This window comes from Pseudomonas algeriensis (assembly GCF_048847255.1).
GTDB lineage: Bacteria > Pseudomonadota > Gammaproteobacteria > Pseudomonadales > Pseudomonadaceae > Aquipseudomonas.
The window spans coordinates 203,716-226,078 of the sequence record NZ_JBKKRK010000004.1; the positions used below are offsets into that span (position 1 = coordinate 203,716).

Sequence of the window (22,363 nt, forward strand, 5' to 3'; positions counted from 1 at the left end):
TTGGGCCAGGCCCTCACTAAAAACAGGATTACTCATGTCCTTTGCTTCCCTCGGTCTCTCCGAGGCTTTAGTCGGCGCCATCGAAGCCGCCGGCTACACCCAGCCTACCCCGGTGCAACAGCGGGCCATCCCCGCCGTGTTGCAAGGTCGCGACCTGATGGTCGCCGCACAGACAGGTACTGGCAAGACCGGCGGTTTCGCCCTTCCGATCCTGGAGCGGCTGTTCCCTAACGGTCACCCAGACAAATCCCAGCGTCACGGCCCGCGCCAACCGCGCGTCCTGGTCTTGACCCCGACCCGCGAACTGGCCGCCCAGGTGCACGAGAGCTTCAAGATCTATGCGCGCGACCTGAAATTTGTCAGTGCCTGCATTTTTGGCGGTGTCGGCATGAACCCGCAGGTCCAGGCCATGGCGCGCGGCGTCGACGTGCTGGTGGCCTGCCCCGGTCGCCTGCTGGACCTCGCCGGCCAGGGCAGCGTCGATCTGTCCCACGTGGAAATCCTCGTGCTGGACGAAGCCGACCGCATGCTCGACATGGGTTTTGTCCATGACGTGAAGAAAGTGCTGGCACGCCTGCCGGCCAAGCGCCAGAACCTGTTGTTCTCGGCGACCTTCTCCAAGGACATCACCGACCTGGCCGGCAAGCTGTTGCACAACCCGGAACGCATCGAAGTCACGCCGCCGAACACCACGGTCGAGCGCATCGAACAGCGCGTATTCCGCCTGCCGGCCAGCCACAAGCGTGCCCTGCTGGCGCATTTGATCACCACAGGCGCCTGGGAACAGGTCCTGGTGTTCACCCGCACCAAGCACGGCGCCAACCGCCTGGCTGAATACCTCGACAAACATGGCCTGCCGGCCGTGGCGATCCATGGCAACAAGAGCCAGAACGCTCGCACCAAGGCCCTGGCTGACTTCAAGGCCGGCGAAGTGCGCATCCTGGTCGCCACCGACATCGCCGCCCGTGGCCTGGATATCGACCAGTTGCCCCATGTGGTCAACTTCGAACTGCCGAACGTCGATGAAGACTACGTGCACCGTATCGGCCGTACCGGCCGGGCCGGTCGTTCGGGCGAAGCGATTTCCCTGGTCGCGCCGGACGAAGAAAAACTGCTCAAGAGCATTGAGCGCATGACCAAGCAGAAAATCCCCGACGGCGACCTGATGGGCTTCGATGCCAGCACGATCGAGGCCGAAAAGCCTGAAGTGCGCGAGCGTCCGGATGTGCGCAACCCGCGCAACCCACGTGGCCCGCGGGGCGACGGCCCGAATGGCAGTGGCGGCGGTCGCAAGGACAAAGGCAAGGACAAGGGCAAGGACAAATCGGCCAGCAACGGTCGCGGCGAGCGCCCGGCCCGCGAGCAGAAACCACGCGAAGGTACGCCGGCCCGCGAACAGCAGCGCCCTGCCCCTCGCGCCGCAGCCGATCGCGGCCCGGCCGATCGCGGCCCGACCGATCGCGCCCCGGACGAGTTCCTCGACGACGATATCGATAACTTCGGTAACCGTGTCGACTACGTGCCACAGCAGAAACCGGCCCAGGGTCGCGGTCGCCGTCCTGGCGCCCCGGCACAAGGCGCAGGTTCGGGCGCACCGCGCGGTGGCCAGTCACAAGGTCGCCAGAACGGCCCGCGCAACAGCAACGGTTCTTCCACCGGCACCCCGCCGGCCAAGCGCAACGGCCCGCGCAGCGGCGCCCCACGTGACGGCCAGGCCCGGCGCGAAGACTCCCGACCTCGCCGCCAGGCCCGTGGTGACGACCAGCCTCGCCAGGAACCCGCCGTGCAGAACCCGCGAGGCAACCAGCCGAAAATCATCCACAAGGAATCGAAAACCGATCGTTTCCCGACGCCTGAGCAGCTGGACCAATTGCCAAGCCGTCCGCGGGGCGAAAAACCGGCCTTGCTGACACGCAATCGCTGAGTTTCTCCAAGCCATGAAAAATGCCCCGGGTCTCACGACCCGGGGCATTTTTTTGTGAACTCTTCCAGCTGTGGGAGCGAGCTTGCTCGCGATGGCGGCAGGCCTGCCACATTGATGTTGGCTGAAGCACCGCTATCGCGAGCAAGCTCGCTCCCCCCAGCATCCTTTGTATCGGCGAAATCCAGAGCAATAAAAAACGCCCCTGGCCGCAAGACCAGGGGCGTTTTTCGTCAGGGGCGAACGTTACTTCGCCTTGACGCCTTCAAACGAGACATACAACTCGACCGCGTCGGATTTCGGACCCAGGTCTTTCTGCTTGCCGAAGTCGGAACGCTTGATGGTGGTAGTGCCTTCGAAGCCGGCACGGTAGCCACCCCATGGGTCTTTGCCTTCGCCCAGGAAGGTCGCCTTGACCACAACCGGCTTGGTCACGCCCATCAGCGTCAGGTCACCGGTCACGTCGGCGGTGTTTTCGCCGGTGGACTTGACGCTGGTGGACACGAACGTGGCCTTGCCGAATTTGCTGGCGTTCAGGAAGTCAGCGCTGGCGATGTGTTTGTCGCGCTCGGCGTGGTTGGTGAACACGCTGGCGGTGTTGACGTTGAACTCGATCTTGCTGTCTTCAGGCTTGGCGGCGTCGAAGCTGAACTTGCCGTCAATATCCTTGAAGGTACCGGTGATGAAGCTATAGCCCAGGTGGCTGATCTTGAAATCAACGAAGGCATGCTGGCCTTCCTTGTCGACCACGTAGTCTGCGGCCATGGCCTGGCCGGCGGACAGCAGGGCAGAACCGATTGCCAGGGCGGCGAGCGTCTTTTTCAACATGCTTTCTATTCCTTTGGAGTCGAGGTTGAACATCAGGCTTGGCGCCCCAGCATGCGCTTGAGGGTCGCGTCACGGTCGATAAAGTGGTGTTTCAATGCTGCCAACGCATGAAGGCCGGAAAAAATTACCAACGCCCATGCCAGGTAAAAGTGGATCTGGCCGGCGACGTCTGCCTGATCGGGCAGTCCGGACACCAGCGCGGGTACTTCAAACAGACCAAACACCGAAATTCCGACACCGTCTGCGGTGGAAATCAGGTAACCGGCAATCATCACGACGAACAGCCCGAGATACAGGGCACTATGACCGATCTTGGCGCCGACGCGGGTAAGACGGCCATAGGTTTCCAGGGTCGGTGGCGGCGGGCTGACAAAACGCCAGAGCACCCGCAACACCATCACCGCCAACAGCACCAGGCCGATACTCTTGTGCAGCTCCGGCGCGTCTTTGCGCCAGGTGCTGTAGTAGTCCAGACCGACCATCCACAAGCCCAGCGCAAACAGCCCATACACCGCCAAGGCAACGGCCCAATGGGAAACGATGCTGACCCAGCCATAACGAGAAGAGGAGTTGCGAAGCTGCATTGCTCATATCCTGTAAAAACTGCGATCAAGACTAGCGACTTATCTATCGATTTAAAGCGGAAAATTTCGCTTTGAAATATCGAGAAATACGATGATCAGTCTGCAGAGGGTGGGTTAAGGAAAGATTAAAGCGGATGCGTTGCGTGGTGGAGAGGGGAAGCGGGCATGGATCCCGCAAGGTGGAAGGGGCTCATCATGAGCAGGCTCGCTCCACGAAAGGCCGTGCTGGGTGATATTCCCTGTCTCCTCAAGCCCCGGGGAAGCGCTCGTATCGATATTCTTCCGTGGCTTCGTCCCGGGACGGATGTCCAAGCCAAAGCGGGTCAAAATTTTATTTGAGGACGTGGAAATTTAAAACTTGGTCGTTTTCGCTACCGCCTCTCTAGAGTTATCTGTTGACGCACTCACGCCTGTAAGGATCCATGTCGCATCTGTACGACAATTGAGGATCGTGTTTTTTAAGTATCATACGGCCATCTGTACAGCCGCTGCCGAAGAGCATGATCAATAATATTAATGCCGCCTCCGGTTTCATATATTGCTCCAGTTCTACGCGTCTAACGCTTTGAATTATCAATTAACCGAGCACTCAGGCTTGTATGGATCAAAGGTACATTCGTACGCCAACTGAGGGTCCCGTTCTGGAATCATCGGAATAATCAGGGGTTCCCGACATTCACCAAACACACACCCGTACAGCGAAACCGATACGACCATTGCCATTAGTATTTTCATACGCGCTCCTGTTTTTCGAGGAGCCTAGACTTTTGGCTTGGTGCGCTATATCGCCTGCTTCCGATTAAAGGGTGGGAAGTTTCCGATATCTCGTCTAGCCCTGTAAGACGTCGGCGTAATGATCCACCCGTGGCGAGGGAGCTTTCTCCCGCTCGGCTGCGAAGCAGTTGTAAACCGGCGGGTGCGGTGTGCCTGATGCTCGCATTCGGCAGGACTGGGGCCGCTTCGCGGCCCAGCGGGAGCAAGCTCCCTCGCCACGGGTTTATTGATTGCCTTAAGAGAACGGCAGCGTTCTTTGCACCTGACCTTACTGAGCCTTGATCTCAGTAGTCGCTGCCGGCTTGGCGGCGGGTTTCTTCACTGGCTCAGCCTTTTTCACTGGTGCCTTGGCCGGGGCCTTTTTAGCCGGGGTCTTGGCCGCCGGCTTCTTCGCCGCTGGCTTGGCCGTGGCTTTCTTGGCTGGCTCGGTCTTCGCCGGCGCCGGCGCGGGTGGCTCCACCGGCGCAGGGGCTGGGACGGGGGCCGGTGCCGGCGCTGGAGGCGGCGCTACCGGCTCGGGAGCCTTGACCGGTTCCGGCTTTTTGTCGTCATCCGAGCCACCGAACAGGTTGGTGAAGAAGTTGCCCTTCTTCGCCGCCACCGCTCCGGCGGCAGCTGCTGCGGCCGGGGCGACTTTTGCTGGTTCGAATGATTTGCCGGCGGCCAAGTCTTGCACCTGGCTGGCGGCACGTTGGCCACTGCGCAGCGCGCCTTCCAACGTGCCTGGATACATGGCGTCGGTGTGTTCACCGGCAAAAGCTACGCGCTGCAAAGGCTTTTCCCACAGGCGCCAGTATTTGCTGATCTGACCCGGACCAAACGCCAGGTACGCGCCGCCCATGGAAGGGTCGGTGCTGTAGCGACGGATTTCATAACCGGTGAACGCACCGCGCGCTTGGGGATAAAACGCATGCAGGCGGATCAGCACTTGGTCGACCATCTGCTTGTCGCCAAAAGCCTGCATCACCCGGGCATTGTCGCCGGACAGGTTGATGACCACATTCGCCCCGCCCTTCAAAGCCGGCTCGATCCACATCATGCCCAGGCCGGCGTTGCTGTAGATCTCGCCCGACATGCGCGCCTTGCTGTCCCAGACCGGGGTCTTGAACTTGAGCATGATCTGGTCGCGCCAGCCGTAATTGGTGCCTTTGATCGCGCCCTGGTGCTGGGCATCGAGGGCCGGGGTCAGCTGGATCTTGTTCAACGCCCGCAGCGGCACCGCGAGCACGACGTAGTCCGCCTGGTAACCCACGCTGCCGACCTTGACGGTGACGCCGTCCTTGTCCTGGGAGATGGCCGAGACCGGGGAGCCGGTCTTGATGGTTTTCAGTTGCTTGACGAACGCTTGGGCCAATACCGGGCTGCCACCGAGCAGGCGCGAGGCGCGCAGGTCACGGTCGGATACGCCGCGATAGACGCGGTTCTGCTGTGCGAAATACAGCAGCGACAGGCGGGACGGCTCGTCATAGCGCGTGCGAATTTCCTGATTGACCAACTGCCGCGCGGTAGCGGGCAGCTGCAAGCGGTCGAGCCAGTTGGACACGGTGATCTGGTCGAGGGCGTGCAGCGTGTTGGTGGCCGTCGGGTTCAGCGGATCGTCGATGGACCGCGCCAGCTCGTCCAGGGTGGTTTCATAGCGCTTGAGCGCTTCGGCGGTGGCGGGCTGCTTGGTCGCCAGGTCGGCGGCGGTGAAATAAGTACCGTCGATCAGGTAACTCGGGGTGCGCACGAATTCCGGCGCCGGCGTGGTGCTCAGCTTGAAGGTGGAGACGTATTTGTTCAGCACCGGCTGGGTCTTTTCGTTGCCGATCCACTCACTGGTGGCCATGCCCGAGCGACCGCCCAGGCTCGGCTTGGCTTCCAGCAGCGTCACGGCCCAGCCTTTGTTCTGCAATTCGTAGGCCGCCGTCAGCCCGGCCAATCCACCGCCGATGACGATGGCCGTCGGTTGCTTGTCCTTGGCCAGCGCCGAAACGCTGAACAGCCCTATCATCACCAGCGCACAGGCGCGCAGCCAACCAGCAGACATTCAACGAACTCCGGAACAAAGCGTAAGAATTTTCGGTTTTTTGAGCCAGTCGGCTCTCGGTCTTTCGAGCCAGTCGGCTCACGGAACGGCGAAGAATACGTCAGCCATCAAAGCGCCGCCAGCGACGTCTATCGCCTGGCCCAAAGTCGCGTGAATGACACAATGGGTTGTCCGCGGGGCCGCCATTGCATAGGCTTGCGCGATTGTTTTGCCCGCGCCCGCCGCGAGCCGCCTCGAGGAGACTGTACATGGGCCTGAATAACCAGTGGATGCAACGCGATCTCGCGGTGCTGTGGCACCCCTGCACGCAGATGAAAGATCACGAACAGTTGCCGCTGATCCCCATCAAGCGCGGCGAAGGCGTGTGGCTGGAAGACTTCGAAGGCAAGCGCTACCTCGACGCGGTGAGTTCCTGGTGGGTCAACGTCTTCGGCCACGCCAACCCGCGCATCAACCAGCGCATCAAGGATCAGGTCGATCAACTGGAGCACGTGATTCTCGCCGGTTTCAGCCACCAGCCGGTGATCGAGCTGTCCGAGCGTCTCGTGAAGATGACGCCTGAAGGACTGACCCGGTGCTTCTACGCCGATAACGGTTCGTCCTGCATCGAAGTGGCGATGAAGATGAGCTTTCACTACTGGATCAATCGCGGCCGGCCGGACAAAAAACGCTTCGTCACCCTGAGCAACAGTTACCACGGCGAAACCATCGCGGCGATGTCGGTGGGCGACGTACCGCTGTTCACCGAAACCTACAAGGCGTTGCTGCTGGACACGATCAAGGTACCCAGCCCCGACTGCTACCACCGCCCCGAGGGCATGGGCTGGGAAGAGCACTCGCGAAACCTGTTCGCGGCCATGGAACAGACCCTCGCCGAACACCACGACAGCGTCGCCGCCGTGATTGTCGAACCGCTGATCCAGGGCGCCGGCGGCATGCGCATGTATCACCCGGTGTACCTGAAGCTGTTGCGCGAAGCCTGCGACCGCTACGGCGTACACCTGATCCACGATGAAATCGCTGTCGGCTTCGGTCGCACCGGGACGATGTTTGCCTGTGAGCAGGCCGGCATCACCCCGGATTTCCTTTGCCTGTCCAAGGCACTGACCGGCGGCTACCTGCCGCTGGCGGCATGCATGACCACCGACGAGGTGTACAGCGCGTTCTACGACGACTACCCGACTCTGCGCGCCTTCCTGCATTCCCACAGCTACACGGGTAACCCGCTGGCCTGCGCCGCAGCCCTGGCAACGCTGGATATCTTCGAAGAAGACAACGTCATCGAAACCAACAAGGCCCTGGCCCAACGCATGGCGAGCGCCACCGCGCACCTGGCCGATCACCCGAACGTGGCCGAAGTGCGCCAGACCGGCATGGTGCTGGCCATCGAGATGGTCAAGGACAAGGCCAGCAAAACCGCCTATCCGTGGCAGGAACGGCGTGGCCTGGCAGTGTTCCAGCATGCCCTGGAGCGCGGTGCATTGTTGCGGCCGCTGGGCAGCGTGGTGTATTTCCTGCCGCCCTATGTCATCACGCCGGAGCAGATCGATTTCCTGGCGCAAGTGGCCAGCGAAGGCATCGACATTGCCACCCGGGAAAAGGTTAGCGTGGCAGTGCCGAAGGACTTCCATCCGGGTTATCGCGATCCGGGCTGAATCCCGGCCTCCTGTTGAAACACTGTTGTGGTGAGGGGATTTAGCGAAACGTCGCCTCGCCACAGATTTAACTTTTCAGAGACTCCACATGAGACTGTCCCGCTTCTTCATCGACACCCCCCTGAGCCTTGGCGATCACGAGTTGCCTGAAGCCCAGGCCCATTACATCGGCCGGGTGCTGCGCATGGCCGAGGGCGATGCGGTGCAGGTGTTCGATGGCTCGGGCCAGGAGTTTCGTGGCACCCTGGCCGAGGTCGGCAAGAAACGCGTGCGCGTGCAGCTCGACGAGCAATTTGCCGGGCAAGCCGAGTCGCCGTTGCGCATTCACTTGGGCCAGGGCCTGTCCCGGGGCGAGCGCATGGATTGGGCGATCCAGAAGGCCACCGAGCTGGGAGTCTCCGAGATCACGCCGATCTTCACCGAGCGGTGCGAAGTGCGCCTCAAGGACGAGCGCGCCGACAAGCGTCTGCTGCATTGGCGCCAGGTGGCGATCAGCGCCTGCGAGCAATGCGGGCGCTCCACCGTGCCGGTGATCCACCCTCCATTGCTGCTGGCCGACTGGCTGAAGCAGACCGACACCGAATTGAAACTGGTGTTGCACCCGGTGGCCGATCCGCTGACCAGCCATGCCAAGCCCTCGTCCCTGGCGTTCTTGATCGGCCCCGAGGGCGGGTTGTCGGATGGCGAGGTCGAGCAGGCCAAGGCCGCCGGCTACCACGCCGCCCGCCTCGGCCCCCGCGTGCTGCGCACCGAAACCGCTCCGGTGGTGGCGCTGGCGGTGGCGCAGCAGTTGTGGGGGGATTTCTGAAGCCGAATGTAGATCCCTGTGGGAGCGAGCTTGCTCGCGATGGCGGTGGGCCAGTCAACATCGATGCTGACTGATCCGGCGCTATCGCGAGCAAGGGCTCACCGGCACATGACAGCTACTGCACCGGATCGCTCGTCGGCTTGGCAATGATCGCCTTCAACTCGCTGGTCATCGGGAACTCCAGATTCAGCCCCTTCGGCGGGATCGGCTTCTGGAACCAACGGTCGTAGATGGTGTTGATTTCTCCTGATTTGTACAGGTCCGCCAGGGTCGCGTTGACCAGCGCCAGGAATTGCGGATCGTCCTTGCGCACCATGCAGCTGTAGATTTCCCGCGACTGCTCTTCCCCGACCACGACCCATTTGTGTGGATCGCGCGCCTTGGCCCGTTCGCCATAGAGCAGCGCGTCGTCCATGTAGAACGCCGCCGCCCGACCGGTCTCGAGCATCTGGAAGGCTTCACCGTGGTCCTTGGCGCTGATGACGAACATCTCGACCTTGTTGTCCAGGTTGTAGCTTTTGAGGAACCGCTCGTTGGTGGTGCCGGCGGTGGTCACCACGTTCTTGCCCCGCAGGTCGGCGAAGCTGTGAATGCCGCTGTCCTTGGCCGTCAGCAACTGGCCCTTCACGTAAATGAAACCGTAGGAAAACGCCACTTGCTTCTGCCGCTCGGCCGTTACGCCAGTGGAGCCGCATTACAGGTCCACGGTGCCGTTCTGCACCAGTGGGATGCGGGTCTGGGAAGTGACGAGGTTGTATTTCACGTTCAGTTGCGGCAGCGCCAGTTGCTGCTTGATCCGCTCGACGATCTTGCTCGCCAGCTCCACGGAGTAGCCCATCGGTTTGCCGCTGCTGTCCCCCACATAGGAAAACGGCACCGAGGCGTCGCGATAACCCAGCGTGATGCTCTTGCTGCTGGCGATCTTGTCCAGCGTGCCGGCCGGCGGCGCTTCGTTGGCGAATGCCGGGGCGCTCAACAGCAGGCTCAGGGTGCAGCCGATCAACGTGATTCTTTGCATTGTTATTCTCCGTTGCGGGTGGGTCAGGCGGCGCGGGGCGCGAGGCCTCGCATGTCGATGGAAGGTGTACGTTGGCGGATCAGTTCACTGAGCAAGCGGCCGCTGCCACAGGCCAGGGTAAAGCCCAAGGCGCCATGGCCCAGGTTGAGCCACAGGTTGCGATAGCCGGTGGCGCCAATCAGGGGCACGCCGCTGGGCGTGGCCGGACGCATGCCCGCCCACTCGACGGCGCGTTCGTAGTCCCCGGCCTGTGGAAAGGTTTCCAGGGCCTGGCGGCGGATCAAGGCCAGGCGCCTGGGGTCCGGTGCCGGGTCAAAACCGACAATGTCCACCATCGCCGCCACTCGCAATTGTTTGCCGATGCGAGCGTAGACGACCTTGCGGTCATAGTCGGTGATGCTCAGGTCCGGCGCTCGGTGCCGGGAGTCGATGGGGACCGTCAGGCTGTAGCCCTTGAGCGGGTATAACGGCATTCGTACGCCAGGCAACGCCAGCGCTGCGCTGCGGTGGCCAGCGGCGATCACCAAGGCGTCCACGTCCAGGCGATGGCCGCCCAGGTCGATAGCCTGCACCTCACCGTTGGCATGATGGATAGCAGTCACCGCACGCCCCAACAGGAACTCGCAACGCCCCGAAGCCCGCAACCGCGCCGCCAATTGCTGGCAGAAGCCATGGCAATCGCCAACCTCCTCGTCCGGCGTATAGATCCCGCCCGCGAACGGCACGTCGGCCAATGCGGGTTCCAGGCTCGCGCAATCGGCGTGGCCCAGTACCTGCTGAGCAGGATCCGTTACCCGCCGCCGAGCGTGTGCGAAATGGCTGGCATTGCGAAACGTCACCAATTTGCCGTTGCGCCGCCAATCAAAGCCGTCGAGGCGATCCTCTTCACGCCAGGTCTGCAATGTCGCTTGGCTCAGCAGTGCCAGACGCAACAGGTGTTCACCGTTGCGGCGGTTGACCGAGGTCCGGCACGCGGCGATAAACGCCGCCATCCAGCGCCATTGGGCCGGGTCGAGGCGTGGGCGCAGCTTGAGTGGCGAGTCCGCGCGCAACATCCAGCCAAGGGCCTGCCACGGCACCCCGGCATCCGCCAGCGGCGTGACGTAGCGATAAGATAACTGCCCGCCATTGGCGAAGCTGGTTTCGCTGCCCAACGCGTCGCGGGCTTCCACCAGTGTGACATCGACGCCTTCGCGGACCAGCGCGTAAGCCGTCGCCAACCCGATCACGCCTCCACCGATGATGCAAACCCGCTGAGCCATGTTCATCCCACACCTGTTTTGAATGGGTCAAGGTTAGGATCGGATGACAGCGTTCGAACAATGAATAAAGATGGGCCTCCTATAAACAAAGGTTATGGACTTGCCATGCGCCTTCGTCATATCGAGATTTTCCAGGCCATCCGCCAGACCGGCTCCATCAGCGGGGCGGCGCAGTTGTTGCACGTCTCCCAGCCGGCCGTGACCAAGGTGTTGCAGCATGCCGAACAGCAACTGGGGTTTGCGCTGTTCCTGCGGGTGCGCGGCAAGCTGCAGGCCACGCCCGAAGCGCTGGAACTGGAACGCGAGGTCGACAAGGTCAGCGAAAGCCTGCAAGGCGTTCGGCGCCTGGCCCAGAGCCTGCGCCGCGAGCCCGGCCACAGCCTGCGGATCGGCGCCACGCCAGCCTTGGCCTTGTCGCTGATGCCGGCGGCGATCCATCACTGGACCCGACTGTATCCAGACATCGTGTGCGAATTATCCAGCGCCCACAGCCGCGAATTGATGCAAAACCTGCTGATGCGTGAGATCGACGTCGCCCTGACTTTGCAACCGCCCGATCACCCCGGCCTCAAGGCCCAGCCCCTCGCCAGCGGCGTGCTGGTGGCCCTGGCGCCCAGCGGGCACTGGCCCGAAATGGCCATCGGCACGCCCATGCCATTGCAGGCCCTGGCCGATGCGCCGTTGATCGGCCTGTCCAGCACCGACCCGCTATCGGCCAGGCTGGACGGCTATCTCAAGTCAGTGGAACCGCCGCCGCGCATCAACATCGCCGTGCAGACGTATTCACTGGCCCGGGCCATGGTCGAGTCCGGTGCCGGGCTGGCGGTGATCGACCCGTTCACGGCCTTGGGCGCTTCGCGCACCCGCACGGCCATCCGCCCGATGTCACCTGCGCTGCCCATTTCCTTGTACGCCGTGACCCGGGCCAACGAGGCCCCAGCCCATACAATGGGTGCCCTGCTGGAGATTTTCGCCAGCCAGGCCCAGGCGCAACTGGACCGTCTGTTTACAAGTGCTCAAAGCACGTAGAACAGAATCGCCACGAAATGCAGCAGGCTGCCGGCAATGACGAACAAATGCCAGATGCCATGGGCATGGCGCAGGCGTTGGTCGAGCGCGAAAAAAACGATGCCCACGGTGTAGAGCACGCCGCCCGAGGCCAGCCAGGCGAACCCGGTGCTACCCAGCGCCGCCAACAACGGCTTGACCGCCACCAGGACGATCCAGCCCATCACCGCGTAGATGACGATCGAGAGGACCCGCGCTTCGGAGCGTGGCTTGATCTCCTGCAGGATGCCGATCAGGGCCAGTCCCCAGACAATCCCGAATAACGTCCAGCCCCACGGCCCGCGCAGGGTCACCAGGCAGAACGGCGTGTAGCTGCCAGCAATCAACAGGTAGATCGAAAAATGATCGACCTTCTGCATGATTTCTTTTTTGCGTCCGCGCACGCTGTGATAAACCGTCGAGGCGCTGTAGAGCGCCAGCAAGGTGAACCCGTAGATTGCCACGCTGACAATCTTCCAGGGATCGCCGGCCATCCCGGCAATCACCAACAACCACACCGCGCCGATAAACGCCGCGACAGCCCCAACCAGGTGCGTCCAGGCGTTGAGTCGTTCTCCGTGATACATCCAATCCCACCCCACATTCCGAAACTGGCGCCAAGGCTCAGGCCTGGCGCCTGAAACTGCAATGAATTGCTTTTCAAATTGCGATATAGCAGGTGTGGCGAGGGGATAAATCCCCTCCCACAAAGGCAGGTTCGGGCACAATCAGCCCATACGAATAAGAGTCTGCCTCCCATGCTGATCGACGAAGAATTGACCCTGAAAAAACTCGAGGTGTTCCTGGCTTTCATGCGCACCGGCAATCTGGCACGGGCGGCGGCCGATCTGCAAACCAGCAACGTCAGCGTGCACCGGGCCATTCACTCCTTGGAGAGCGCCCTGCGTTGTCCATTGTTCAAGCATGAGGGCCGCAACCTCACGCCGCTGGAAAGCGCCTATGTATTGGAAGAGCGTGCGCAGAAATTGATCCAGGACGTGATCGAAAGCGTGCGCCTGACCCGTGAGGCGGCTGGTTTTTCCGCCGAGCGTTTCAAGCTGGGATCGTTGTATTCATTGACGGTCAAGACCGTGCCGCAGCTGATCATGGGCCTGAAGATCCGCCGCAGCGAGCTCAATATCGACTTGATCATGGGCTCCAACATCGACCTGTTGTACAAGCTCAAGAACATGGAAGTCGATGCGATCCTGGTGTCGCTGGACGACAGCGTCAACGACCCGGACTGCGAGCAGATCCAGCTGTTTTCCGATGACATCTTCCTCGCCACGCCGGCCGACTCCCCCTTCGCCCAGCGCAGCGAAGTGGACCTGGCCGAAGTGCGCGACGAGACCTTCATCACCCTGACCCAAGGCTTCGCCACGCATCAGGACGGCGTTCGGGTATTCAAGCAGGCGGGGTTCGAGCCGAAGGTGGCGATGCAGGTCAACGACATCTTCACCCTGCTGAGCATGGTCAGCTCCGGGGTAGGCTATGCCTTGCTGCCGGGCAGGATCGCGGCGGTGTACGAAAACCGGGTGAAACTGATCCCGTTGCAGGAAAAGTACCGGTTGCAGCAGCACATCGGCGTAGTCTTTTTGAAAGCCAAGGAGCGCGACCCGAACCTGCTGGCGCTGTTGGCGGAGTGCCGGATGTATGCCAATCGCCTGGCTTGAAACCGAGCCGCGCCCATCGCGAGCAGGCTCGCTCCCACAGGGGATCTGTGAACACCGATCCAAAGTGGGAGCGAGCCTGCTCGCGATGGCGCCAGCGTAGTTAGCGAAGAGCTTAAGCCCTACCCCATCAACCCGCGCATGATCAGAAACAACAGCGAAGGCCCGAGCAAGCAGCCAAGCGCGGTGTAGAACGCAGCCGTCAGGCAACCATACGGCACCAGCTTCGGATCGGTCGCCGCCAGGCCGCCGGCTACGCCACTGGAAGTACCCATCAGCCCACCGAAGATCACCGCGCTGCGCGGGTTGTTGAGGCCGATGAAGGGCGCCACGAACGGCGTCGCCACCATCACCAGGATCGCCTTGATCAACCCGGCGGCGATGGACAGCGCCATCACCTCGGAACTGGCGCCAATCGCTGCCCCGGTCACCGGCCCGACAATATAGGTCACCGCCCCGGCGCCAATGGTGGTCAGGCTCACCACATCGGTGTAACCGAAGGCCATCGCCACCCCAACACCGGCGATAAATGAAGTCCCGACCCCGACGAACAAAGCCAGTATCCCCACGAAGCCGGCGCGCTTGAGCTCCTCGACGCTGACACCGAACGCCGTGGCGACAATCGCAAAATCACGCAGCATCGCGCCACCCAGCAAGCCGATCCCGGACAGCAGCGGGATGTCCACTACGCCCTTCTGCCCGCCGGTCATGGCCCCGCCGATGTATGAAAGCACCAGGCCCAGCAGGATCGCGATGGCCGAGCCATGCAGGCGACCTTTGGTGAACGTGTTACTCATCCAGTAGGACACCCACATGGTGATCCCGACAATCGCAAAACCACTGATCAGGCCGTAGCCGGTGATGACTTTCATCATGGATTCGTACATGGCGATCACCCGACCGTTTTCACGGACACGTTGGATTGAGGGTCCTTGTTACCAATGCGCACCAGCACCGGTACCAACGCAAAGGCAATCGCCACGGCCAGGGTCCCGGCCAGGATCGCCATCGGCCCGCCTTTCAGCGCGCCATAGACGTTTTGCTGCGCCGCCATCGCCACCACGATCGGGATATAGATGGCACTCCAGAATTCCACGCCAGCTTCAGACTTGCCCTTGAACAGGCCGCGCTTGTTCAGATAGCTGCCCAGGCCGATCAATAGCAGCATCGCAATGCCGACACCGCCGACATTGGCCGGCACGCCGATCAATTTGCCCAGCAGCTCACCGATGAAAATACCCGCCAGGGTACAAAAGGCCAGAAACGCCACACCGTAGATAATCATTGTCGTAATCCTCAAAATGCATCGTCGAAGTTGTTGTTTTTGTGCTTCGCCAGCTTGAGTCGGTGTCTAGGGTTGGCGGCGTCCCTCCTCATGCAGTAGCGCTTGCAGCGTATCCAGCCGCGCGCCATCAAACGCCATGACAGTGCCTTGCTCGAACACCCGGCGCGCCAGCCCGGTGAGCACCGCGCCGGGCGGCAATTCGATTTGCAGGCGCACGCCACGCTCATAGGCGCTCTGCACCGTGCCGCGCCAATCGACGACACGGCACATGTTGAACGCCAGATCGTCGCGTAGCGCATCGGTCTTGAACATCGGCCGGGCGCGGCTGCCACTGAGGTAGCCCAATGTTGGCGCCTTCAACGGCACGTCGGCGAATGCCTGGGCCAACGTCCGGGCCGGTGCATCCAGCAACGGGCAATGGGACGGCACGCTGACCGCCAGCCGGCAAGCCTTGCCCGCGCCTTGACGCCGGGCCTTTTCGGCGACGAGGCCCATGGCTTCGTCGCTGCCGGCGATGACTACCTGGTTATCGGCATTGATATTGGCGAGGTAGACCGGCGCTGTTTCGCTGTGTACCTGGGCAAGCAAGGTCTCCACCACCGCGAGGTCCAGGCCGATGATCGCCGTCATGCCGTAGCCTCGTGGATACGCCTGCTGCATCAGCTCGCCCCGCAGGCTGACCAGGCGCAGCGCATCCGCAAAATCCAGCGCCCCAGCCACGACCGCCGCCGGATAAGCACCAATGGACAGCCCCGCGACGTAGTCCGGAGCGCGAGCCTGCTCAAGCAACCGACGAGCCGCCGCCACGCCTGCGATCAGCAGGCACAGCTGCACGGCGCGAGTCGATTGCAAAGCCTGGGCACTGTCCAATCGCAATACATCTTCACCCAGCACATCCCCCGCCTCTTCGAGGATCAGCGGTGCCAACCCATGGAGCATGCCCACGCGCTGCGCACCCTGGCCGGGAAAGACGAAAAGGCTGCTCACGCGACCTGCTCCACTGAAGATTGCCAAGGGTCGCTCACCAGGCGCGCCTGGACATCATCCTTGAGCAAGACCCGACGCGACGAACCCGCCCACTCGCGTAGGGCGACGGCGCCGCAAGGCGTTTGCAACTGCATGTCCACGGCGCAGACCGAGGCATCCAACAGCGCCAGCAGTTCCTTGGCCTGGAGACGATTCAGACGACGCGGCGCGCGCAGAATCAAATCCAAGTCACTGCGTTCATGCAGCGCCTCGACACCCGTGGCCAATTCGAACCCGGCGCTGCCGCTCACGCCCCAGACCCAACCACTGGCGTCGAGCAAGGGGCGGAGCTGCGCCAGGGCGATCAGCGCAGGCAGGTCACGACGGCATTCGACATGACAAAGATCTTCCGGGCGTACCCGGCGCTGGACCGCAACCACAGGCATCGACGCGGCGTAACGCTGTTCCCGGGAGGAGCCGCGCAGGCCCACCGCGACGTGCCCGGGCAAGGTGAGCGCTCGACGCACCACCACCGGCTGCCCGAGGTCGAGCGATTCGACAGCCCAATCCGGCGCATCCGCAGGCAACTGCAAGGCAGTCATCCCCCAGAGCAGGTCATGGGCCAGGAACGTGCTCACCACTGCGCCCTCAACAACTGGCGAACTTGGCTGGAAGCTGCGCGATGGGCCGCGCCCAAACGCCCGCTCAGATCCCGAGGCGCACCCGCCACGTCGTTGATCGCCTGTTGCAGGCAATCAGTCACCCGCCCCAGATCCGCTGCCGTCGGTTGCTCGATCTGCTCAACCGACAAGGTTTCCCAGAGCAAACCCAGGCTGGCGTAGCTGTCGATGTCATAGGCCATCGGCGGCACGCTGGCAGCCAGGGCTTCAAGTTCTTCGACACTGCGCAAGGTCACCCGCGCCGCCGAGGCCTTGCCCATGGCATGGACCATCACCCCCGGGTCGCGCAGGGCAATCAGCCGGTTGGCCTGGTAGCCGTGGGCCAGGAACGCGCCGGACATCGCCTTGCCCACCAGCAAGCCAATCACCGGGTGCCCGGCCAATCGGGCGCGGGCATAACTGTCTGCCGCGCCAGCCAGTGCTTGGTGAATGCCGAGGGCTTCTTCGCGACGGCCATAAGCCTGGCTGGGCACATCGACAATGGCGATCAGCGCACGTTTGCGAGGCGCGTTGCGGTCGGCTTCGATGGCATCGTCCACCGCCTTGGCCAAGCCCCAACCTTCGAGCAAACCGACTTCGCCATTGCGCGCCCGAGGAAAACGGTTGTCGGGATCGGCCACCACGGCGATCAAACGTGCGGTTTGTTCGCCCAGTTGGACGTCGGCCACTTGCAGCGAAGCAGGCAAGCCATCCAACGGTTTAGCGCCGCCGCTCAAGGCCTCGAACCAGCGCGCGCCTCTCATTGAATACGAACTCATGGGCGTTCTCCCTGATACAGCTGGCGAACCGCTGACGGTTCGATTTGCACGTCGGTGTCCAGGCGGGCCAGGCGTTGCAGGAACAAATCGGCCTGACCGCTGCGGTGCTCGTCGGGCACACCCAGGTGCAACAGTTCGCCGACCTGCCGACGGATCTGCGCGACGTCATCGGCAACGTATCGGTCCACCAGCCCGGTCGCGTAGCGCTGCTCGCCGCCGGTCAGGCTCCAGATGAACGGACGATCGCGGGAGTCGTACTCGTCGATGCCGGCCTCCTGCTCGATCACTTGCGGGCCGTTCAACCCCAGCCGCGCTTCCTGGGTCACCAACAGGTAACTGCACAACCCGGCGGCAATCGACATGCCGCCAAAGCAGCCGACGCTGCCCGCTACCACGCCGATCACCGGTTGGAACTGGCGCAGGTCGACGATCGCCGAGTGGATCTCGGCGATCGCCGCGAGCCCGAGGTTGGCCTCCTGCAACCGCACGCCGCCGGTTTCCAGCAGCAGCACGGCGCGGGTCGCGATGCCTTTGCGGTTGTCTTCAGCCGCCAGTTCCAGCGCACCGGCAATTTTTGCCCCGCCGACTTCGCCGAGGCTGCCGCCCTGGAACGCACCTTCGATGGCGGCGATCACCACCGGTAGGCCATCGAGCGTGCCCTTGGCGATCACCACGCCATCGTCGCTCTGCGGCACCACGCCTTGGCGCAGCAGCCATGGCGACATGACGCGCTGGAAGGGGTCGAGCAGTTCACGGAATGTTCCCTCGTCGAGCAAGGCCTTGGCCCGTTGCCGGGCACCGAGTTCGACGAAGCTGTGCTTGTTGAGCAGCGTTGCGCTGTCAGTCATGGCCGATCTCCTCGAAGCCTTGCTCCAGGCGCAGACGCACCACGCCTGGGGTGGCGCCGAAATCATGGATGTCGATGTTCATCGCCGGGGGCGTCTGGCCGTCGAACATGCGGGCGAACAAATGCTGCCAGCGTTGCTCGCTGCCATTGACCGAGGTCTGCACCTGAATGGTCAATTTTCCCGCCAGCCCCGGTTCGATCAGCACCTCCAGATCGCCCGAGCCGACGCAGCCCACCAGCGCCCGGCCTCGTGGCGGCTGTCCGGCGGAAAATTCAAAGGACAAGGTTTCCATCAGCACACTCCTGGAAAGAGGTCATCGCCGCGCTCGATACGGTCGAGAAAGAGGCAGGCGGCAAGCAGGTCGGCAGCGCCGCCGGGCGAGGCGTTCAAGGCGATCAATTGTTGGTCCAGCGCATGGAGTTGGCGGCGACCCACCAGGCTCGCGCTGCCACCGGCGTCGAGCACCGCTTTGGCGCCCTGTTGCATGGCTTGCAGCCCCGCTTCGCCGGCGCGGTAGAGCACGCAGGTGTCGGCCAGGGTGGTCATGATCGCCAGCAAGGCATCGAGCCGGGCGTTCTGTTCGCCCGCCCCAGCCGCGCGGCTGCGCTTGAGTTGCGGCAGGCCCAGGCCGGTGACGGCCGGGAACGCCAGCTGCGCTTCTTCCCGGGCACCGCGTACGCCGTAACGCTGGGCGACCTGGACGCCATGGCTCAAGGGTTGGGGCGCATAACGGTCGTTGAGCAAGGCCAGACGAGCGGCGCGTAGGGTGACGGCGCCCGCGACGTTGGATTCAGGCTTCAGCGCCGCCGCAGCGATCAACAGGCCCAAGGCCCAGATCGCGCCACGATGAGTATTCACCCCACCCGTGGTGGCGAGCATCGCGGCTTCACCGTCGCGGCCGATGCGGCCCAGGGCTTCGCGCAATGGCAGGCCGATCTCGCCACAGTCGAGGGCGGCTTCGGCCATTTCCTTGAAGGCTGGCCACAATGACAACGCCGAAGCGTGCATCAGACCCAAGTGCAGATCGGTATGGGCACCGCTGCCGCGCCGATCCACCAGCGCCGGTTTCGGCGAGAGGTCGGCCTCATCGATCAACGCGTCCACCGCCAGGTCGGCCAGACGTTCAGCCAGGGAAATTGGCTTGGGTTGCAGATTCAAGGCGCGCATTTACCAGCTCCTGAACTTGGCGGGCGGGTTGTAGAGGCCACCGGACCACTCCACCAGATCGGCCACGCTCTTGGCCGCGAGCAACTCGCGGGTGGCGTCGGTGCGGCGGATACCGAGGTCTTCGGGCAAGGCAATCAACCCTTCGCGGCGCATGCGCGCGGTGTCTTTCGGGTCATGGCGCAAGCCGACGGCCGTCACCCCGGCCACGGCGGCGATCATCGCCTGGCGCTCTTCGAGGGAGCGGGCCTTGTACAGGTAGGCGATGCCTTCTTCGGTGAGCAGGTGGGTAACGTCGTCGCCGTAGATCATGATCGGCGCCAGGGGCATGCCGGCCTTCTTCGCCACGTCCACCGCGTCGAGGGTGTCGACGAAGGTCGGTTTGCCGCCCTCCTGGAACGTCTCGACCATCTGCACCACCAGCTTCTTGCCGCGCTCGAGCAGCGGCGCTTCGCCGTCGCCGTGGCGCATGTCGAGCCAGGCCGGGGTGCCATGACGACGGCCGCGCGGGTCGTGGCCCATGTTCGGCGCGCCGCCAAAACCGGCGAGTCGGCCACGGGTCACGGTGGAGGAATGACCGTCGCCGTCCACTTGCAGGGTAGCGCCGATGAACAGGTCCACCGCGTATTGCCCGGCCAGTTGGCAGACCATGCGATTTGAACGCAGCGAGCCGTCATGGCCGGTGAAGAACACGTCGGGCCGGGCGGCGATGTAGTTCTCCATGCCCAGTTCGGTGCCGAAGCAATGCACGCTTTCGACCCAGCCACTTTCGATGGCCGGGATCAGGGTCGGGTGCGGGTTGAGGGTCCAGTTGCGGCAGATCTTGCCTTTGAGGCCGAGGGATTCGCCGTAGGTCGGCAGGATCAATTCGATGGCGGCCGTGTTGAACCCAATGCCGTGGTTCAAGGATTGGACGTTGTGTTTTTCGTAGATCCCACGGATGGCCATCATCGCCATCAGCACATGCACAGGCTTGATGTGGCGCGGGTCGCGGGTGAACAGCGGCTCGATGTAGAACGGCTTGTCGGCCACCACCACGAAATCCACCCAGGACGCCGGGATGTCCACACGGGGCAGGTCGCTGACGTCGTCCACCAATTGGTTGACCTGGACAATGACGATGCCATCGCTGAAAGCCGCCGGCTCGATCAGCGCGGGGGTGTCTTCAGTGCTGGGGCCGGTGTAGATGTTGCCGGCGCGGTCGGCCATGAAACCGGCCGAGAGCACCACGTTGGGAATCAAATCCACCACCAGCCGGGCATAGAGTTCGATGTAGGTGTGGATCGCGCCGATTTCCAGCAGGCCGTCTTCCAGCAATTGGCTGATGCGCAGGCTTTGGGTGCCGGCAAAGGAAAAATCCAGCTTGCGAGCGATGCCACGCTCGAAGAGGTCCAGGTGCTCGGAACGGCCGACGCTGGGCATGATCATGTGCAGGTCGTGCAGCTTCGATGGATCGGCCTTGGCAAGGGAGCGCGAAAGAAAATCCGCCTGCTTCTGGTTATTGCCCTCCAGCACCACACGGTCGCCGGGCAAGATCAATGCCTCCAACGCCGCAACGATGTTATCGGTGGGCAACACCACGCCATCGGCAAGGTCCTTGACCAACGTCAGGCGCCGCTGCTTTTCGCTGCGCCGCCGCGTCCATCGCGAGTCGGGGGATATTGTTGTTGTCATGACCACTCCACGGGTTCGCTTTCGTGGGGCTTACCTTAGGAGTGTTGCGGCGAGGGCATCAATCAAGCTCGGCGGCGGATCGTTACGGTTGGAGTAATGGTTGAATGCCGCAGCGGACAATGCTTCATTGGCGAGGGAGCTTGCTCCCGCTCGGCTGCGCAGCAGTCGTCGCTTTTGGGACCGCTTCGCGGCCCAGCGGGAGCAAGCTCCCTCGCCACGCATATCAAGTCCTGTCCATCAATTGCCGAACCCGATCCAGCAGTTCTGCAGCACTCTCAATCAGTTGGATAAGAAGTGCATCATCTTCATCCATATACCCCTCGTACTCGGCAAGGTTGCGCCGTTCATGGCACAACGCGAATAACCGGACCTGTACTTTACTGACGTCCGCCGTGTGGATAAGGCATTGGAAGACCATATAACGCTTGTCCGACCGATAGCCGCTCAAGCGCAGCGCCGTAAGCGCCAAGGCGTGGGCGGCGTTATATGCCAAGTCAAACCGGCTGGCGAAAGAAAGGGGAATGGTTTGGGCATCCTTCAAGCGATCCACGGCTGAACGCATCAGCCCCTCACATTCCTGGCGATCGGGTGGTTCGGCTTTCAGGCCGCCGCTATGTAACAGGTTCTCCAGGTTTTGGTGTTTGTCCATCCGTGGTTTCCAAAGGGTTTTCACCCAGCAAATCGATCTTGTCCTGCTGCGCTACCCGCACAACGAAACTGTTGCCGGCCGCAAATTTTGCTGCCCAGTCCTGGGGCGTGTAGAGCGTAGGGTTGAGGGGGCGGCCCAGTTGTTCTTCCAGGGGCATTAGCCGCTCCATGACTTCACTGTAGTGCAGGTTTTCGCCGATCAGCATGAGGTCTATGTCACTGGATGTGTTGGCCTGGCCCTTGGCGATGGAGCCATAGACGAATGCCCAGCACAGTCGGTCTGAAAAAGGCTCCAATGCCTGGCGCAACGGTTCGGCGATGCCGATGGTCTTCCGCACAATGCCCAACAGTTCGGCGTAAATAGGACAATGTGGGTTGGCTTGGTAATGGGTTTGATTGCCCCGACGAGTCATGGTGAGCACGCCTGAGCGTTGCAGACGTTCCAACTCACGCATGAGGCTGCCCTTGCCTATTTGAGCCCAGCGGGCAACTTCATTGGCGTAGAAGCTTTGACCCGGTTTACTGAACAACAAGCCCAAGACACGCTGTTGAGTGGTGGTGAACAAAGCGTCACCGAGAGAGAGAGGTTTCATGAAAAAAGCCAAAGGTCTCAAAGAGGGAACGATAGGTCCCTTATTAGGACCATGCAAGCCTCGTTGTTAGAGGTCTCATAAAGGGACTCAAAAGTCCCTTATTAGGACCTATAAACAGGGCCATTTGTGCGGGAGCAGCTGGCCCCCATGG

Annotated in this window: 21 protein-coding genes and 1 pseudogene; 5 read left to right on the forward strand and 17 right to left on the reverse strand. The window is 62.4% G+C overall.

All coding sequences use genetic code 11. The annotated features are described in order from the left end of the window. The first annotated feature begins 34 nt into the window (after positions 1-34). Complete coding sequence (gene rhlE2 / locus ACLK1G_RS08295; RefSeq protein WP_420764998.1) at positions 35-1,924, forward strand: RNA helicase RhlE2; 1,890 nt, start codon at positions 35-37, stop codon at positions 1,922-1,924. A gap of 243 nt (positions 1,925-2,167) precedes the next feature. On the opposite strand, the gene ACLK1G_RS08300 is transcribed toward rhlE2, so the two are convergent. The 3 genes from ACLK1G_RS08300 to ACLK1G_RS08310 form a co-directional block, all read right to left on the reverse strand. After that, a complete protein-coding gene (locus tag ACLK1G_RS08300) occupies positions 2,168-2,749 on the reverse strand; it encodes a YceI family protein (protein ID WP_420764999.1) in 582 nt (193 codons plus the stop codon). A 32-nt stretch (positions 2,750-2,781) separates the two neighbouring features. Further along, the gene (locus ACLK1G_RS08305) at positions 2,782-3,333 is read right to left on the reverse strand and encodes a cytochrome b (RefSeq protein ID WP_420765000.1); all 552 of its coding nucleotides are present in this window, start codon (positions 3,331-3,333) and stop codon (positions 2,782-2,784) included. A gap of 1,042 nt (positions 3,334-4,375) precedes the next feature. Then, the gene (locus ACLK1G_RS08310; protein ID WP_420765001.1) at positions 4,376-6,136 is read right to left on the reverse strand and encodes a flavin monoamine oxidase family protein; all 1,761 of its coding nucleotides are present in this window, start codon (positions 6,134-6,136) and stop codon (positions 4,376-4,378) included. Positions 6,137-6,384: 248 nt separating this feature from the next. Between ACLK1G_RS08310 and ACLK1G_RS08315 the strand changes: the two genes are divergently transcribed. Together ACLK1G_RS08315 and ACLK1G_RS08320 are read left to right on the forward strand one after the other, a co-directional pair. Beyond that, complete coding sequence (locus ACLK1G_RS08315; protein WP_420765002.1) at positions 6,385-7,791, forward strand: adenosylmethionine--8-amino-7-oxononanoate transaminase; 1,407 nt, start codon at positions 6,385-6,387, stop codon at positions 7,789-7,791. Positions 7,792-7,879: 88 nt separating this feature from the next. Then, positions 7,880-8,599, forward strand: coding sequence for a 16S rRNA (uracil(1498)-N(3))-methyltransferase (locus tag ACLK1G_RS08320; protein WP_420765003.1), 720 nt, complete (start codon positions 7,880-7,882; stop codon positions 8,597-8,599). 115 nt (positions 8,600-8,714) lie between these two features. On the opposite strand, the pseudogene ACLK1G_RS08325 reads toward ACLK1G_RS08320, so the two are convergent. After that, positions 8,715-9,617: pseudogene (locus tag ACLK1G_RS08325) on the reverse strand (transporter substrate-binding domain-containing protein). Between the two features lie 23 nt (positions 9,618-9,640). After that, on the reverse strand, positions 9,641-10,879 hold the full coding sequence (locus ACLK1G_RS08330) for a D-amino acid dehydrogenase (protein WP_420765170.1): 1,239 nt from the start codon (positions 10,877-10,879) through the stop codon (positions 9,641-9,643). Between the two features lie 105 nt (positions 10,880-10,984). Here ACLK1G_RS08330 and ACLK1G_RS08335 point away from each other — a divergent pair, with 105 nt between their 5' ends. After that, positions 10,985-11,908: a LysR family transcriptional regulator gene (locus tag ACLK1G_RS08335; RefSeq protein ID WP_420765004.1), complete on the forward strand. Its 924-nt coding sequence runs from the start codon at positions 10,985-10,987 to the stop codon at positions 11,906-11,908. Here the strand turns inward: ACLK1G_RS08335 and trhA are convergent. Then, entirely contained in the window at positions 11,896-12,513 is a 618-nt protein-coding gene (gene trhA, locus ACLK1G_RS08340; protein WP_420765005.1) for a PAQR family membrane homeostasis protein TrhA, read from the reverse strand. The two genes, ACLK1G_RS08335 and trhA, sit on opposite strands and share 13 nt — an antisense overlap. 171 nt (positions 12,514-12,684) lie before the next feature. Between trhA and ACLK1G_RS08345 the strand changes: the two genes are divergently transcribed. Beyond that, positions 12,685-13,599, forward strand: a complete 915-nt coding sequence (locus ACLK1G_RS08345) for a LysR family transcriptional regulator (protein WP_420765006.1) — start codon at positions 12,685-12,687, stop codon at positions 13,597-13,599. A gap of 119 nt (positions 13,600-13,718) precedes the next feature. On the opposite strand, the gene madM is transcribed toward ACLK1G_RS08345, so the two are convergent. The 11 genes from madM to ACLK1G_RS08400 form a co-directional block, all read right to left on the reverse strand. Next, entirely contained in the window at positions 13,719-14,483 is a 765-nt protein-coding gene (gene madM, locus ACLK1G_RS08350) for a malonate transporter subunit MadM (RefSeq protein WP_420765007.1), read from the reverse strand. Between the two features lie 5 nt (positions 14,484-14,488). Further along, on the reverse strand, positions 14,489-14,881 hold the full coding sequence (gene madL / locus ACLK1G_RS08355) for a malonate transporter subunit MadL (RefSeq protein ID WP_420765008.1): 393 nt from the start codon (positions 14,879-14,881) through the stop codon (positions 14,489-14,491). Between the two features lie 66 nt (positions 14,882-14,947). Then, positions 14,948-15,868, reverse strand: coding sequence for a malonate decarboxylase subunit epsilon (mdcH, locus tag ACLK1G_RS08360; protein WP_420765009.1), 921 nt, complete (start codon positions 15,866-15,868; stop codon positions 14,948-14,950). Beyond that, positions 15,865-16,485 carry a malonate decarboxylase holo-ACP synthase gene (locus tag ACLK1G_RS08365; RefSeq protein ID WP_420765010.1) on the reverse strand — a complete coding sequence of 207 codons (621 nt, stop codon included), beginning with the start codon at positions 16,483-16,485 and terminating at the stop codon, positions 15,865-15,867. The genes mdcH and ACLK1G_RS08365 overlap by 4 nt, the downstream gene beginning before the upstream one ends. Next, entirely contained in the window at positions 16,482-17,285 is an 804-nt protein-coding gene (gene mdcE / locus ACLK1G_RS08370; RefSeq protein ID WP_420765011.1) for a biotin-independent malonate decarboxylase subunit gamma, read from the reverse strand. The genes ACLK1G_RS08365 and mdcE overlap by 4 nt, the downstream gene beginning before the upstream one ends. Continuing rightward, positions 17,282-18,133, reverse strand: coding sequence for a biotin-independent malonate decarboxylase subunit beta (locus tag ACLK1G_RS08375; protein ID WP_420765012.1), 852 nt, complete (start codon positions 18,131-18,133; stop codon positions 17,282-17,284). The genes mdcE and ACLK1G_RS08375 overlap by 4 nt, the downstream gene beginning before the upstream one ends. Continuing rightward, positions 18,126-18,425 carry a malonate decarboxylase subunit delta gene (locus ACLK1G_RS08380; protein WP_420765013.1) on the reverse strand — a complete coding sequence of 100 codons (300 nt, stop codon included), beginning with the start codon at positions 18,423-18,425 and terminating at the stop codon, positions 18,126-18,128. Before ACLK1G_RS08380 ends, ACLK1G_RS08375 begins: the two co-directional genes overlap by 8 nt. Then, positions 18,425-19,300, reverse strand: a complete 876-nt coding sequence (locus ACLK1G_RS08385) for a triphosphoribosyl-dephospho-CoA synthase (RefSeq protein ID WP_420765014.1) — start codon at positions 19,298-19,300, stop codon at positions 18,425-18,427. Before ACLK1G_RS08385 ends, ACLK1G_RS08380 begins: the two co-directional genes overlap by 1 nt. Next, positions 19,301-20,971: a malonate decarboxylase subunit alpha gene (mdcA, locus tag ACLK1G_RS08390; RefSeq protein WP_420765015.1), complete on the reverse strand. Its 1,671-nt coding sequence runs from the start codon at positions 20,969-20,971 to the stop codon at positions 19,301-19,303. A 223-nt stretch (positions 20,972-21,194) separates the two neighbouring features. Then, positions 21,195-21,620 carry a hypothetical protein gene (locus ACLK1G_RS08395; RefSeq protein ID WP_420765016.1) on the reverse strand — a complete coding sequence of 142 codons (426 nt, stop codon included), beginning with the start codon at positions 21,618-21,620 and terminating at the stop codon, positions 21,195-21,197. Continuing rightward, positions 21,583-22,212, reverse strand: a complete 630-nt coding sequence (locus ACLK1G_RS08400) for a nucleotidyltransferase domain-containing protein (RefSeq protein ID WP_420765171.1) — start codon at positions 22,210-22,212, stop codon at positions 21,583-21,585. The genes ACLK1G_RS08395 and ACLK1G_RS08400 overlap by 38 nt, the downstream gene beginning before the upstream one ends. Positions 22,213-22,363 lie beyond the last annotated feature (151 nt).